Source organism: Streptomyces ortus (assembly GCF_026341275.1).
Taxonomy (GTDB): Bacteria; Actinomycetota; Actinomycetes; order Streptomycetales; family Streptomycetaceae; genus Streptomyces; species Streptomyces ortus.
This window is the reverse complement of sequence record NZ_JAIFZO010000002.1, coordinates 2,170,767-2,184,411: the sequence shown is the minus strand read 5'-3', so window position 1 is coordinate 2,184,411 and position 13,645 is coordinate 2,170,767. Positions and strand designations below refer to the sequence as shown.

General features: G+C 72.5%; 12 protein-coding genes. 7 read left to right on the top strand and 5 right to left on the bottom strand.

Features of this window, described 5'->3' with window-relative positions:
- Nucleotides 1–12: 12 nt before the first annotated feature.
- The 6 genes from K3769_RS12960 to K3769_RS12935 all read left to right on the top strand — a co-directional run bounded on the left by K3769_RS12960 (nucleotide 13) and on the right by K3769_RS12935 (nucleotide 6,753).
- Nucleotides 13–1,134 (top strand): medium chain dehydrogenase/reductase family protein, encoded by a 1,122-nt coding sequence (locus tag K3769_RS12960; RefSeq protein WP_267026588.1) that lies wholly within the window; start codon nucleotides 13–15, stop codon nucleotides 1,132–1,134.
- A 27-nt stretch (nucleotides 1,135–1,161) separates the two neighbouring features.
- Nucleotides 1,162–1,800, top strand: coding sequence for an ABC transporter permease (locus K3769_RS12955; protein ID WP_267026587.1), 639 nt, complete (start codon nucleotides 1,162–1,164; stop codon nucleotides 1,798–1,800).
- Between the two features lie 184 nt (nucleotides 1,801–1,984).
- Entirely contained in the window at nucleotides 1,985–2,659 is a 675-nt protein-coding gene (locus tag K3769_RS12950) for an SRPBCC family protein (RefSeq protein WP_267031349.1), read from the top strand.
- Between the two features lie 59 nt (nucleotides 2,660–2,718).
- A complete protein-coding gene (locus K3769_RS12945) occupies nucleotides 2,719–4,956 on the top strand; it encodes an acetate--CoA ligase family protein (RefSeq protein WP_267026586.1) in 2,238 nt (745 codons plus the stop codon).
- A 291-nt stretch (nucleotides 4,957–5,247) separates the two neighbouring features.
- A complete protein-coding gene (locus K3769_RS12940) occupies nucleotides 5,248–6,027 on the top strand; it encodes an enoyl-CoA hydratase/isomerase family protein (protein ID WP_267026585.1) in 780 nt (259 codons plus the stop codon).
- 63 nt (nucleotides 6,028–6,090) lie between these two features.
- Nucleotides 6,091–6,753, top strand: a complete 663-nt coding sequence (locus tag K3769_RS12935) for a flavin reductase family protein (protein ID WP_267026584.1) — start codon at nucleotides 6,091–6,093, stop codon at nucleotides 6,751–6,753.
- 201 nt (nucleotides 6,754–6,954) lie between these two features.
- On the opposite strand, the gene K3769_RS12930 is transcribed toward K3769_RS12935, so the two are convergent.
- The 3 genes from K3769_RS12930 to K3769_RS12920 form a co-directional block, all read right to left on the bottom strand.
- A complete protein-coding gene (locus K3769_RS12930; protein WP_267026583.1) occupies nucleotides 6,955–8,004 on the bottom strand; it encodes a Zn-dependent alcohol dehydrogenase in 1,050 nt (349 codons plus the stop codon).
- A gap of 24 nt (nucleotides 8,005–8,028) precedes the next feature.
- The gene (locus K3769_RS12925) at nucleotides 8,029–9,171 is read right to left on the bottom strand and encodes an acyl-CoA dehydrogenase family protein (RefSeq protein ID WP_267026582.1); all 1,143 of its coding nucleotides are present in this window, start codon (nucleotides 9,169–9,171) and stop codon (nucleotides 8,029–8,031) included.
- A 136-nt stretch (nucleotides 9,172–9,307) separates the two neighbouring features.
- Nucleotides 9,308–10,216, bottom strand: a complete 909-nt coding sequence (locus tag K3769_RS12920) for an SDR family NAD(P)-dependent oxidoreductase (RefSeq protein ID WP_267026581.1) — start codon at nucleotides 10,214–10,216, stop codon at nucleotides 9,308–9,310.
- Nucleotides 10,217–10,316: 100 nt separating this feature from the next.
- Between K3769_RS12920 and K3769_RS12915 the strand changes: the two genes are divergently transcribed.
- On the top strand, nucleotides 10,317–11,243 hold the full coding sequence (locus K3769_RS12915) for a cyclase family protein (protein WP_267026580.1): 927 nt from the start codon (nucleotides 10,317–10,319) through the stop codon (nucleotides 11,241–11,243).
- A 456-nt stretch (nucleotides 11,244–11,699) separates the two neighbouring features.
- On the opposite strand, the gene K3769_RS12910 is transcribed toward K3769_RS12915, so the two are convergent.
- Both K3769_RS12910 and K3769_RS12905 read right to left on the bottom strand, forming a co-directional pair.
- Nucleotides 11,700–12,218, bottom strand: a complete 519-nt coding sequence (locus K3769_RS12910) for an ATP-binding protein (RefSeq protein ID WP_267031348.1) — start codon at nucleotides 12,216–12,218, stop codon at nucleotides 11,700–11,702.
- 516 nt (nucleotides 12,219–12,734) lie between these two features.
- On the bottom strand, nucleotides 12,735–13,643 hold the full coding sequence (locus tag K3769_RS12905) for an acyl-CoA dehydrogenase family protein (protein WP_267026579.1): 909 nt from the start codon (nucleotides 13,641–13,643) through the stop codon (nucleotides 12,735–12,737).
- Nucleotides 13,644–13,645 lie beyond the last annotated feature (2 nt).

Here is a 13,645-nt window from a genome sequence, read left to right as displayed (position 1 = left end):
GAGGGGTACGCCATGACCAGCACCGCCGCCCACGCATCCGCCACCTCCGCCGCCCCCGTCGTCTCGGCGACCCAGATCGTCCTGCCCGGGCTGGTCGAGCCGGACGGTCTGGAGCTCCGCAGCCGCGAGCTGCCGGCCCCCGCCAAGGGCCAGGTCGTCCTGCGGATGGACGCGACGGGCGTGTCGTTCGCCGAGCAGCAGATGCGCCGCGGCAAGTACTACGACCAGCCGCCGTTCCCCTTCGTGCCCGGTTACGACGTGGTCGGCACCGCCACGGCGGCCGGTCCGGAGGTGGACACCGCGCTCGTCGGACGCCGGTTCGCCGCGGTCACCAAGACCGGCGCATGGGCCAGCCACCTCCTGGTGGACGCCGTGGACCTGATGCCCGTACCGGACGAGGTGGACGCGGCCGACGCGGAGACCGTCGTCGTCAACGGCATCACGGCCTGGCAGATGCTGCACCGCGTCGCCAAGGTCCGTACCGGCGGGACGATCGTGGTCCTGGGCGCCAACGGCGGCGTCGGCTCCACGCTCGTACAACTGGCCCGCCCGGCCGGCATCACCGTGATCGGCACGGCGTCGCCCCGCCACCACGCGACCGTACGGGAGCTGGGCGCGACCCCCGTCGACTACCGCGACCCCGACCTGTACGCCCGGATCCGCGAACTCGCCCCGGACGGCGTGGACGCGGTGTTCGACCACGTCGGCGGCGCCGGGGTGGAGCAGTCGTGGCAGCTGCTGCGCCGGGGCGGCACGCTGGTCTCGTACGGCACCGCCGCCACCAAGGACGACGAGGGCAACTCCCAGCTGCCGGTGCTGAAGCTGTTCGCGCGCCTCGCCGCCTGGAACTCCCTGCCCAACGGCAGGAGCGCGCACTTCTACAACTTCTGGGCCGGCAAGCGCCGTGGCCGTGCCTCCTGGCAGCGGCGGATGACCGAGGACCTGACCCAGGTCCTGCGGCTGGTCGCCGACGGCGTCATCACCCCGCAGATCGCCGCGCGGATCCCGCTGCCGGACGCCGCCGCGGCCCTGACGCTCGCCGAGTCCCGCACGGTCGCCGGAAAGGTCGTCATCGTCCCCGCTCCCCCGTTCCAGAGCGCGCAGTCGTGCCGGCAGCCCTCGCCCCGCCCGTAGCCCGCCCGTAGCCCGGAGGTTTCCACCATGTCCGCCCCCGCCCTGACCGTCACGCCGATCGCCGGCACCGGCGCCGCCACCGTCGCCGGGCATCCGGCCGCGAGAGCCCTCGTAGGCGGCGACGTCGACAACCGTGCGACCTACGTCAGCTTCGGGCTCGCCTATCTGTTCGGCCATGGCTCCGCGGCGGTCTCCGAGGGTGCGACCCCGCTGCTCGACCTGCCCGGTTGGCTGCCCATGACGCTCCTCGGGGCGGGGCTGGCCCTCGGTACCGTCCAGGCCACGGTGGCCGCCCTGCGCGCCCAGCGTTCCACCGCCGAGCCGGACGACGTCCTCCCAGGCAAGCTCCTCGGCCTCGCCTGGGCCACCGCCTTCGCCGCCCTGTTCCTCGCCATCACGGGCCTGACGGCCACGCTCGACCTGCCCGACGTGCAGTCCCTTCTCTGGCCCACCGGCTCCGGCTTCGTCGTCGGTCTGCTCTACATCGCCGAAGGCGCCCAGCGCCGCAACCTGCTCCACTACGGCCTCGGCAGCTGGCTCGCCCTGACCTCCACCGCGGCCCTCCTCCTCGGCAGCCCCGGCCTCTACTGGGTCCTCACCCTGGCGGGCGGCGGCGCCTACGCCCTCGCGGCGGTCCTCGAACACCGCCGCCTCACCACCACCTGACCAGCGCCATCGCCACACCCACACCCACACCCACACCCACACCCACACCCACACCCACAGCGAGAGGTACACCATGCCCAGCAACAGCCCCGCCGCCCTCCCCGTCCAGCCCGCGCGGCACCGGCGCCGGACGCACGTACGCACCATCACCACGCGCAAGGCGTCACTCGCGTCAATCGCTTCAATGGCCTCACTCGCCTCTCTCGCCACGCTCGGCGTCCTCGCGAGTACCGTTCCCGCCCAGGCCGCCCCCGCCCGGACGGGAGCCGTGACCCACACCGACGGGCTGAAGTGCCAGGGCAGGGGCGCGGACTCCGACGCCCTCATCCGGTACCGGACCGACATCGTGATCAAGGCCCCGCTGAGCACCGTCTTCAAGTTGCAGACCGACGTCGAGGGCTGGCCGTCGTGGCAGGCGCCGGTGCTGTCCGCGAAACGCCTCGACCGCGGTCCGCTCCGCGCGGGCTCGCAGTTCCGCTGGACGACCCCGGCGCCTGCCACTCCCACCACCCCCGAGACCACTCTGAACATCACCTCCACCGTCCGCGCGCTCGACCGGAACTCCTGCATCAGGTGGACAGGGCCCGCGGTCGGCGAGGGGCTGCGTATCGACGAGGGCGTCCACGTCTGGAAGTTCACCAAGGTCAAGGGCGGCGTACGCGTGCAGACCGAGGAGACGTGGACGGGCGCCCAGGTCGAGGCGGACGTCCCCCTGGCGACCTCGATGCTCGGCGCGGGACTCGAACAGTGGCTGCGCGAGCTGAAGACCACCGCGGAAGCCCCGCACCACCCCCATACCCATGGCCGCCACAAGTTCTTTGCTTCCCGACCCATTCCTGACGCAGCGTCAGTTCAGTAATCTGGCCTGATCTGACACTGCGTCAGTTATTGGCAGCCACACAGGAGCGGGCGGACGCGATGCTTGGATCAACCCACGGCACCCTCACCACCGACTCCCGCCGGGCCCGGGTCATCGCCTGCGGTGAGCAACCGGCCCCTGCCGTGCACGGCAGGCCGGCCGCCACCGACGACCTGGACGTCAGCGGCCGGCCGCTGTACGCGGGCGTACCCGATCTGGACCGCTTCTTCCGCCCCGAGTCGGTGGCCGTCGTCGGCGCCTCGGACGCCGAAGGGCGGCCGAACACCGGCATCACCCGTCAACTGCTCGCCTGGGCCGGGCGCGTGGGCGCGCGCCTCCACCCCGTGCACCCCACCCGGGAGTCCGTGTTCGGTCTGACCTGCGTCCCGTCGGTCGCGGAGCTGCCCGAACAGGTCGACCTGGCCGTGCTGCTGGTCTCCGACCCGCTCCCCGTGATCGAGCAACTCGCGGAGACCAAGGTGCGGTTCGCGGTCGCCTTCGCCTCCGGGTTCGCCGAGACGGGAACCGTGGGCGCCGCCGCACAGGCCCGGCTCGCCGACGCCGTACAGCGCTCCGCGATCCGCTCCGGTCTGCGGCTGCTCGGCCCGAACACCAACCTCAACGCCTTCGAGAGGTTCCGCGACGACCTGACCGGCCCGGCGATCGCGCTGATCACCCAGTCCGGCCACCAGGGCCGCCCGGTCTTCACCCTCCAGGAACTGGGCATCCGAGTCTCCCACTGGGCGCCCACCGGCAACGAGGCCGACCTGGAGAGCGCCGACTTCATCTCGTACTTCTCCGAGCAGCCCGAGGTGGGCGCCATCGCCTGCTACGTCGAGGGCCTCAAGGACGGCCGCTCCTTCCTCCTCGCCGCCGACCGGGCCGCCCGGCGCGGGGTCCCCGTCGTCGCGGTCAAGGTCGGCCGCACGGAGACGGGTGCGCGTACGGCGGCCTCCCACACCGGCAAACTGACGGGCGCGGACGCGGTGGTGGACGCGGCGATGCGTCAGTACGGGGTCGTACGCGTCGACGGCCTCGACGAACTCCAGGACACCGCGGCCCTGATGGCACGGGCCCGCCCGCCGTCCGCCGACGGGGTGGCCGTCTACTCGATCTCGGGCGGTACGGGCGCCCACTTCTCCGACCTGGCCACGGCGGCGGGCCTGCGCCTGCCGCCCCTTTCCGCCGCCAAGCAGGCCGAACTGCACGAGTGGATACCGGACTACCTGGACGTCTCGAACCCCGTCGACAACGGCGGCCATCCGGTCGGCGACTGGCGGGGCCGCAAGATCATCGACGCGATCCTCGCCGACCCGGCCGTCGGGGTGCTGATCTGTCCGATCACGGGGCCCTTCCCGCCCATGAGCGACAGGCTCGCGCAGGACCTCGTGGACGCGGCGGAACAGACGGACAAACTGGTGTGCGTGGTGTGGGGTTCACCGGTCGGCACGGAGCCCGCGTACCGCGACACCCTCCTCGGCTCGTCCCGCGTGGCGACCTTCCGCACGTTCGCGAACTGCATCACGGCGGTACGGGCCCACCTGGAGCACGCCCGCTTCACCGCCTCCTACCGCTCCCCCTTCGACGAGGCCCCGCGCACCCCGTCCCCCTCCTTCCGCAAGGCGCAGGCGCTGATGCGGCCGGGCAGCAGGCTGAGCGAACACGCGGCGAAACAACTGCTGCGGGCGTACGGGATCCGGGTGCCGCGCGAGCAGTTGGTGACCAGCGCGGCGGCCTCCGTACGGGCGGCCGGGCTGGTCGGGTACCCGGTCGTCATGAAGGCGTCCGGCGCGCGGCTCGCCCACAAGACGGAACTCGGCCTGGTCAAGATCGGGCTCACGTCCGCCAGCCAGGTACGGGACGCGTACCGCGAGCTGACGGACATCGCCCGTTACGAGGACGTGTCGCTCGACGGGGTCCTGGTGTGCCAGATGGTGGAGCCGGGGGTCGAGATGGTGGTCGGGGTGACGCACGACGACCTCTTCGGGCCGACGGTGACGGTGGGTCTCGGCGGCGTACTGGTCGAGGTCCTCCAGGACAGCGCGGTACGGGTGCCGCCGTTCGGCGAGGACCAGGCGCGGTCGATGCTCGACGAGTTGCGGGGGCGGGCGCTGCTCGACGGCGTCCGCGGGCGGCCTCCGGCGGACCTGGACGCGCTGGTGGAGGTGGTCCTGCGGGTCCAGCGCATGGCCCTGGAACTGGACACGGAACTCTCCGAGCTGGACATCAACCCCCTGATGGTCCTCCCCCGAGGCCAGGGAGCCATAGCCCTGGACGCCCTGGCCACCTGCCGCTGACCGCGAGGGGCCCGGTGCGGATCGGCGGGAGGGGGAGGGGGAGGGGGAGGGGGAGGCGTGTTGTCGAGTGGAGGTCGGACGGGTGCTGGCCGCGCAGTTCCCCGCGCCCCTGAAGAGGCGCCCTTCACGGGCGCGGCGAACTGCGCACCCCGCTCCGACCTCCCCGCACCCACAAACGCCCTCAGCCCCCACCCACCAAAGGGGCGCGGGGAACTGCGCGACCAGCACCCTTCCGACCCGCACTCACAAACCCACCCCCACCCACCCACCACCGGAGCCCTCGGAGCCCCCGTGACAGTCCACACCCTCGACAAGCACATCTCCTGGATCACCCTCGACCGACCGGAGGTCATGAACGCCCTCACCCCCGACCAGCGAGAAGAGCTCATCCACCTCCTGGAGACCGCGTCCGCGGACGCGACCACCCGCGTGGTCGTCCTCACCGCCACCGGCCGAGGTTTCTGCACCGGCGCGGACCTCCGCGGAACCCCACCCCCCAAGGACCGCCTCCCAGGAGACGTCGCCCGCGTCATCCGCAACGGCGCCCAACGCCTCATCACCGCGGTCCTCGACTGCGAGAAACCCGTGATCGCCGCGGTGAACGGCACCGCCGCCGGCCTCGGCGCCCACCTCGCGTACGCCTGCGACCTGGTCCTCGCCGCGGAGTCGGCCAGGTTCATCGAGGTGTTCGCCCGCCGCGGCCTCGTCCCGGACGGCGGCGGCGCCTACCTCCTCCCCCGCCTGATCGGCCCCCAGCGCGCGAAGGAGCTGATGTTCTTCGGTGACGCCCTCACCGCCGCGGACGCCCACCGCCTCGGCCTGGTCAACCGCGTGGTCCCGGACGTGGAGCTGGAGAAGACGGCCCGCTCCTGGGCCGAACGCCTCGCCGCCGGCCCCACCCGCGCCCACGCCCTCACCAAGCAACTGGTGAACGCCTCCCTGGACTCCGACCGCGCCACCGCGTTCACCGCCGAGGCCACCGCGCAGGAGATCAACATGACGACGTCGGACGCCGTGGAAGGCGTAACGGCGTTCGTGGAGCGCCGCACCCCGGACTTCACGGGCCGCTGAACACCACTGAGCACCGTTGCGGCCCTTCCCATCTGACGCCCCGTCACCTTCAATGGAGGTGTGATGGGACACGCAGGAATGGCCGCGGCAGCCGTCCGCTATCTGAGGTCGGCCGGAGAGCCGAGGACCGCGGGACCGGTCGAACCACTCCCGCGCCCCGATCTGCGCGCGGTCGGCGACGACGAACGCGCACCCGTCGACCCGGCCGAGTTCCGCCGCGTACTGGGCAACTTCGCGACGGGCGTCACCGTCATCACAGCCCCGGCCCCGGACCCGGCCGCCGACCCGGAGGCCGACCCCGGGGCCACCCCCGCCGGCTTCGCCTGCCAGTCCTTCGCCGCGCTCTCCCTCGACCCGCCCCTGATCGCGTTCATGGTCGCGCGTACGTCCACGACCTGGCCGCGTATCGCCCGCGCGGGCGTCTTCTGCGTGAACGTCCTCGGCGCGCACCAGGGCGACCTGTGCCGCGGCTTCGCGGTGAGCGGCTCGGACAAGTTCGCCGGTGTCGCCCACGAACCGTCGCCGGTCTCCGGCTCGCCTCGCCTGGAGGGCGCCACGGCGTGGATCGACTGCGCCGTCCACGCGGTCCATACGGGCGGCGACCACCTGATCGTGGTGGGCAGGGTGCGCGCCCTGGGCACCCCGGCCCCCGGCCCCGACGGCAACGGCCCCGCCGACGCCCCTCTCCTCTTCCACCGCGGCCGTTTCGGCCACTTCACGCCCTGACGCCGCAAGGACGGCCCTAAGGGCTGTCCCGTAGGGTCTGTCTGACAATTCCCGTCTGCCGCGCGACGCCATGCACGCACTCTCGCCGCACCGGGCGCGGTGAACGGCGCAGTCCTCTGCCTTTTGGGGGCGCGGGGAACTGCGCAACCAACCCCGCCGGGGCTGGGGCCCGCCCGCGCCCGCGATCCGCCTGGACGTGGGCTAGAACGTCAGAACCGCCCGGGCCGCAAGGCCTCCCCGCGCGTCCGCGACCGCCTTCTCGAAGTCCTCCACCCCATACGTCTCCGTCACCAGCTCATCCAGCAACAGCCGCCCCTCCCGATACATCTCCGCGTACAACGCGACATCCCGCTGCGGCCGGGCAGACCCGTACCGGCACCCCAGGATCGACTTGTCCAGGTACATCGACGAGACGAGGAAGGTCGCCTCGGCGCCGGCCGGCGGCACGCCGAGCAGCACCGCCTGCCCCCGCCGGTCGAGCAGATCGACGGCCTGCCGTACGAGCTCCACCCGCCCCACGCACTCGAAGACGTGATCCGCCCCCGTCGGCAGGACGTCCCGCACCCCCGCCACGGACGTGAAGAAGTGCGAGGCCCCGAACTGCCGGGCCACCGCCTCCTTCTCCGGGTTCGAGTCCACCGCGACCACCGCCGACGCCCCGGCGATCCGCGCGCCCTGGATCACGTTGAGCCCGATCCCGCCCGTGCCGATGACGACCACGCTGTCCCCGTGCTCGACCCGCGCCCGGTTCAGCACGGCCCCGACCCCGGTCAGCACCCCGCACCCGATCAGCGCGGCGGACGTCATCGGGATGTCCCGCGGGATCCGTACGGCCTGCACGGCCTTCACCAACGTCCGTTCCGCGAAGGCCGAGTTGGACGCGAACTGGTACAGCGGCTGCCCGTCCCGCAGGAACGGCCGCCGCGGCATCCCGATGGCCTTGCGGCACATGGTGGGCCGCCCCCGGTCGCACTCGGCACACGCACCGCAGTTCGCCAGCGTGGACAGGGAGACGTGGTCGCCGGGCCCGACATGCGTGACGCCCGCGCCGACCTCCTCCACGACGCCCGCGCCCTCGTGGCCGAGCACCACGGGTACGGGGAAGGGGATGGTCCCGTCCAGCACGGAGAGGTCACTGTGGCACAGCCCCGCCGCCGAGACCGCCACCAGCACCTCGCCCGGCCCCGGACCCCGTATCTCCAGGTCGTCCACCACCTGGGCCCGCTTTCCGTCGAAGACGACGCCCCTCATGTCGCGCCTCTCGTCGCACTCATCTCAGCCCTTCGCTTCCCTGGGAAGGCCGAGCACGCGCTCGGCGATGATCGTGCGCTGGATCTCGTCCGAGCCGCCGTAGATCGTGTCGGCCCGGCTGAAGAGGAACAGGTGCTGCAGCGCGTCCAGTTCGTAGGGCGCCCCGGCCGACCACTCCCGGGGGCCGACCGCCGCTCCGGGCCCCCGCACCCGCATCGCCAGTTCGCCCAGCCGCTGATGCCACCGGCCCCACAGCAGCTTGGCCACGCTGGGAGCGCCCCGGTCCGCCGAACTCCCCAGCGTCCGAAGGGCGTTCCACCGCATGGCACGCAGTTCGGCCCACTGGCGTACGAGCAGATCGCGGACGACCGGGTCGTCGGCCGCCCCCGAGGCGACGGCCGCCTCCACCACCTGCGTCAGCTCCTGCGCGAACCCGACCTGCTGGGCCAGTGTGGAGACTCCGCGCTCGAAGCCGAGGAGGCTCATGGCGACCTGCCAGCCGTTGCCCTCGCCACCGACGAGATGCTCCGCGCGTGCGTGCGCCCCGTCGAAGAAGACCTCGTTGAACTCGCTTGTCCCGGTCAGCTGCCGGATCGGCCGGACGTCGATCCGGCCGGGCTGGTCCATGGGTACGAGCAGAAAGCTCAGCCCGTGGTGCCGACGCGACCCCGTCTCCGTACGCGCCAGTACGAAGCACCAGTCCGCCTCGTGGGCAAGGGAGGTCCAGATCTTCTGCCCGCTGATCCGGTACCCGTCGGCGTCCCGCACGGCCCGCGTACGGATTCCCGCGAGGTCGGACCCGGCCCCGGGTTCGCTGTACCCCTGGCACCACAGTTCGTCACCGGAGGCGATGGGCGGCAGGAAGCGGTTCTTCTGCTCCTCGCTGCCGTGCGCGAGGAGGGTGGGGGCCAGCAGCTTCTCGCCGATGTGCCCGCTGCGCGCGGGTGCCCGGGAGCGCGCGTACTCCTCGGCCCACACCACCTGCCGCCCGAGTCCGACCGCACGGTTCCCGTACCCCTGCGCCCCCCACCCGATCCCGATCCACCCACCGGCCCCGAGAACCCGCTCCCACTCCCTGCGGCCCCCGTCCCACGGCACATGCCCGTCCAGCCACCCCCGCACCTCAGCGCGAAAGGCTTCATCCTCCGCGGTGACCCCGAACTCCATAAACCCCTCCACCGCCCGTCGACCGACTCACCCAGGGGCGCGGGGAACGGCGCAAAAGCCCTGGCCGACCCGTACCCGCTCTTCCAGGGGCGCGGGGAACGGCGCGAAAACCCACAGCGCGCCCGCGCCCCGCCCCCTACGGCGCCCTCTTCACCCCCCGGGCCGCCCGCGCCATCTCCTCCACCCGCGCCAGCAACGGCATGGGATCCGTCCCCACCGTCCCCGGCAGGAAGTCGGCGATCCGCTCGGGCGTCCACCCCCCTTCCGCATACCCGGAACGGAGTTCCCTCGGCTGGGCCCAGACCGCGATCTTCGGCCCCGCCACCGTGTACACCTGCCCGGTGATCCCCTCCTGCCGGGCCCGCCCGGACAGCAGATAGACCACGAGCGCGGCCACGTCCTCCGGCTCGCCGATCTCCGTCAGCTCCATCGGCACGTTCGCGGACATCCGCGTACGGGCGACCGGCGCGACCGCGTTCGCCGTGACCCCGTACTTGTGGAGCCCGAGCGCCGCGCTGCGGACGAGCGAGATGATGCCGCCCTTCGCCGCGCTGTAGTTGGCCTGCGAGACGGACCCCTGGTGGTTGCCGCTGGTGAACCCGATCAGCGTCCCCGCCCCCTGCTTGCGCATGACGGCGGACGCCGCGCGGAACACGGTGAAGGTGCCCTTGAGGTGCGTGGCGATGACCGGGTCCCACTCGTCCTCGGACATGTTGAAGAGCATGCGTTCGCGCAGGATGCCGGCCACGCAGACGACGCCGTCGAGCCGCCCGTACGCCTCCAGGGCCGTGTCGACGATCCGCTGCCCGCCCGCCATGGTGGAGATGTCGTCGGCCACCGCGACGGCTTCCCCGCCGGCCGCCCCGATCTCCTTGACGACGGCGTCGGCGACCGAACTGCTCGGCTCCGAGCCCTCGATCGACACGCCGTAGTCGTTGACGACGACCCTGGCGCCCTCGGCCGCGGCGGCCAGGGCCACCGCGCGTCCGATGCCCCGGCCCGCCCCGGTCACGGCGACGACCCCGCCTTCCAGGAAGTTCCCCACGCCCCGGCCCCTTCCCGCAGTTTCTGACGGTCCGTTAGATTTGCTTCGGTCAGATTCTACGACCCGTCAGATACCTGGAGACAAGCCCCGCGGAGGACTCATGTCACTGCCGGCCGAGTTCCACGAGATCGCCAAGCGCGTGAACAACTGGGGGCGTTGGGGTGCCGACGACGAGATCGGCACCCTGAACCTGATCACCGACGAGGTCGTGCGCGAGGCCGCCTCGAACGTCCGGACCGGCCGCCGCGTGCCGCTGGCGCTGCCCCTCCGCCAGGACGGCGTACAGACGGGGATGATCCCGGGCCGGGTCGATCCGCTGCACACGATGGTGCAGATCAACCAGGAGCTGTTCGGCCCGGGCACGGTCGCCTGCAGCGACGACGCCGTGACGATGGGCCTCCAGGCGGCCACCCACTGGGACGCGCTCAGTCATGTCTCGCACTCGGGCAGGCTCTACAACAACCGCCCCGCCGGGACGATCACCGCCCACGGGGGCGCCGAGTTCAACGGCATCGACAAACCGGGGCACATCGTCTCGCGCGGTGTCCTGCTGGACGTGGCCCGCGCACTCGGCGTGGAGCGCCTGGACAGCGGGCACGCGGTGACCCCGGAGGACCTCGAAGCGGCCGAGGAGTTGAGCGGCACGAAGGTCGGCCCGGGCGACATCGTCCTCGTACGCACCGGCCAGATCCAGCTCCTCCTCGCGGGCGACAAGCACGGGTACGCCTTCCCCTCCCCCGGCCTGTCGGTACGCACCCCGGAGTGGTTCCACGCCCGCGATGTCGCGGCGGTCGCGAACGACACCCTCACCTTTGAGATATTTCCTCCGGAGATAGAGGACTTGTGGCTGCCCGTGCACGGGCTCCATCTGGTCGAGATGGGCATGCTTCAGGGCCAGAACTGGAATCTCGAAAAGTTGTCCACAGCCTGTGGAGAGATCGGCGGCTTCACGTTCCTGCTGTCGGCGATGCCCGAACCGTTCACCGGCGCCACCGGAACCCCCGTCGCACCCGTCGCGATCCTCTGAGGGAGGCGGACTCCCCGCCCGGGACCGTCCGGGGCCGGCTGGCGGCGCGTCTCCCCCACGTACGACCACGCCCGGGCGCGAGGTGCCCCCACCCCGGCCCGAGCGCCGCATCGCGCGCCGCCATCCGGCTCTCCGGCGCGTCCGCCCCTGACCCCGCAGGAGCCGACGCCGAATCACGGTCCGCGCCCGCCGAGGGCTCCCGTCACCGAGGACCTCGACATCCCCTCACGGCGAACCGCTGAACGCAAGCGTGACGAAACGGACAAGCGCCGTCAACACCCGTTCGGGGATTCATGCCATTGGCGGCCTTTGTGCCGTCCACCGACGGAAGCACGGCCCGGCGCATGCGACCGCGGCGGACGCCCCGGCCCCGAACTCCGTGCCACGCGTGCGCCAGCGGGCGCACCCGTGCCCGAGCGCCCGCTCCCGCGTGACGAGCCCTGGCGGGGCCAGTCCCTACACGGCCTCGTACGCCAGATCCCCGTACACCGCGGGAGACGCCACCGAAGGAACCACGGGCGCCGCGTCGCATCCCGCGTCGAGGGTGGCGGCCGACGAACAGCGGTCCACCTCGCACCAGATGCGCTTGCCGGCGCCCTCCGCGCTCCAGCCCCAGCGGTCGGCGAGACCGTCGACGAGCGCGAGGCCGCGGCCGTTGGTGTCGTCGCCGTCGGCGCAGCGCGGGCGCGGGGCGCGCGTACTGGCGTCGACGACCTCCAGGCGGACGGTCGCCACGGCCTCTCCGACGGCCCGCTCACCGGCCGTCGGCGCGCTCGCCGCGTCCGGCACGAACAGCCGCAGGACGGCGGGGCGGCCGGTGTGCACCACGGCGTTGGTGACCAGCTCCGAGATGAGCAGGATCAGCGTCTCGGCCAGTGGCTCATCGGCCTCTATCCCGGAACCCGCGAGCCGCGAACGGGCCCACCTCCGGGCTCGCCCCACCTCCGCGGGGTCGGGCCGGATCTCCAGCTGCACTTGAAGCACCTGCACCGCTCACACCATCCGAACCGGCGGACACATCGCCTCGCGCCTCGCAAGGGCCACGATCGTGGTCAGAAAAGGGCTCACGGAACGTGATTCCCTCAGGAGACAGCATGGTTGACGTACAGTCACCCCGCCAAGCGCTTCGGGCATATTCCAGCGCGAAGGAGTACGCGTGCGGCATACTGTGCGACGCTCGCCGCGGGGAGTCGAACAGGCAGGAACGGTCCTGCTTCCCGCCCCACGAGCGGCACGCATCGCCGGATCCGGGGCTGCCCCGGGGGCAACACCGTGATGGCCCGGCCTCAGAACCACTCGCATCCCACACAAGGTACCGGAGCGGGCCCTCGACTCCAGGCCGTGACGAGTCACGCGTAGGACACAACCCGATATCAACGCTCGGTAATTCCGGTATGCCACGTTCCGTGACTTCCGTCCCCCTCGGGGCGCTCCCCCTCCCCGCCACAGCGCCACGATCGGCGGCATTCGGCTCCGCTCAGCCCCCGCGGTTCACCTCCCGGACCGGGCCCCCGACGCCAGCAGATCCTCCGCGAGCGCCTCCTCGGCCGCCGCCGCGCCCGCCCCGCGACGGGCCCGCGACCAGGCTCGTTTGAGGTGCAGGTGGACGTCGGACTCCCAGGTGAAACCCATCCCGCCGTGCACCTGGAGGCAGTCGCGGGCCCCGCGCTCGGCGGCCTCGTCAGCCAGCAGCCGGGCCGCCGCGATGTCGAGCGGATCGCCGGTGACGGCCGCCGCGTACACCGCCGCGCGGGCCACTTCGACCCGCACCAGCATCTCCGAGCACAGGTGTTTCACCGCCTGGAAGGCCCCGATCGGCTGCCCGAACTGCTCACGGGTCCGGGCGTGTTGCACGGCCAGCGCACAGGTCCACCCGGCCGAGCCGAGCTGCTCGGCGGCGGTCAGCAGGGCGGCGACCGGGTCGTGGGGCGCGGCCCGGGGCACCCGGTGCAGCGGCGTCAGCGGGTCGACGGAGCGAAGGGCGACGGCTCCGGTCACCTCTCCGCGTACGACGTCGGCCTCGTCCAGCCATTCAACGAGGTCGCCGTCGGCGGCGGCGACGACACACGCGCCGGTGGCCGCGCCCGGCACCTCGCCGGCCGCGAGGTGGGTGGCCACCAGGGGTCCGGGCAGCAGCGCCCGGCCGGCCTCCTCGAAGGCGAGCACCGCCTCGGGCAGCCCGAGCCCGACCCCGCCCCGCTCCTCCGGCAGCCGCAGCGCGAAGAACCCGGCCTCCCCCAACTCACGCCAGAGCGCCCGGTCGAGCGCCCCGGAGCCCGCAATCTGCCCCGGCCCCGGGTCCGCGGCGGCCCGCAACCGCTCCCGCCCGAACCGCCGCGCCAGCAACTCCCGCATCCCGGCCCGTAACGCTCGTTGATCGTCGGTGAGTTGGAAGTCCACCG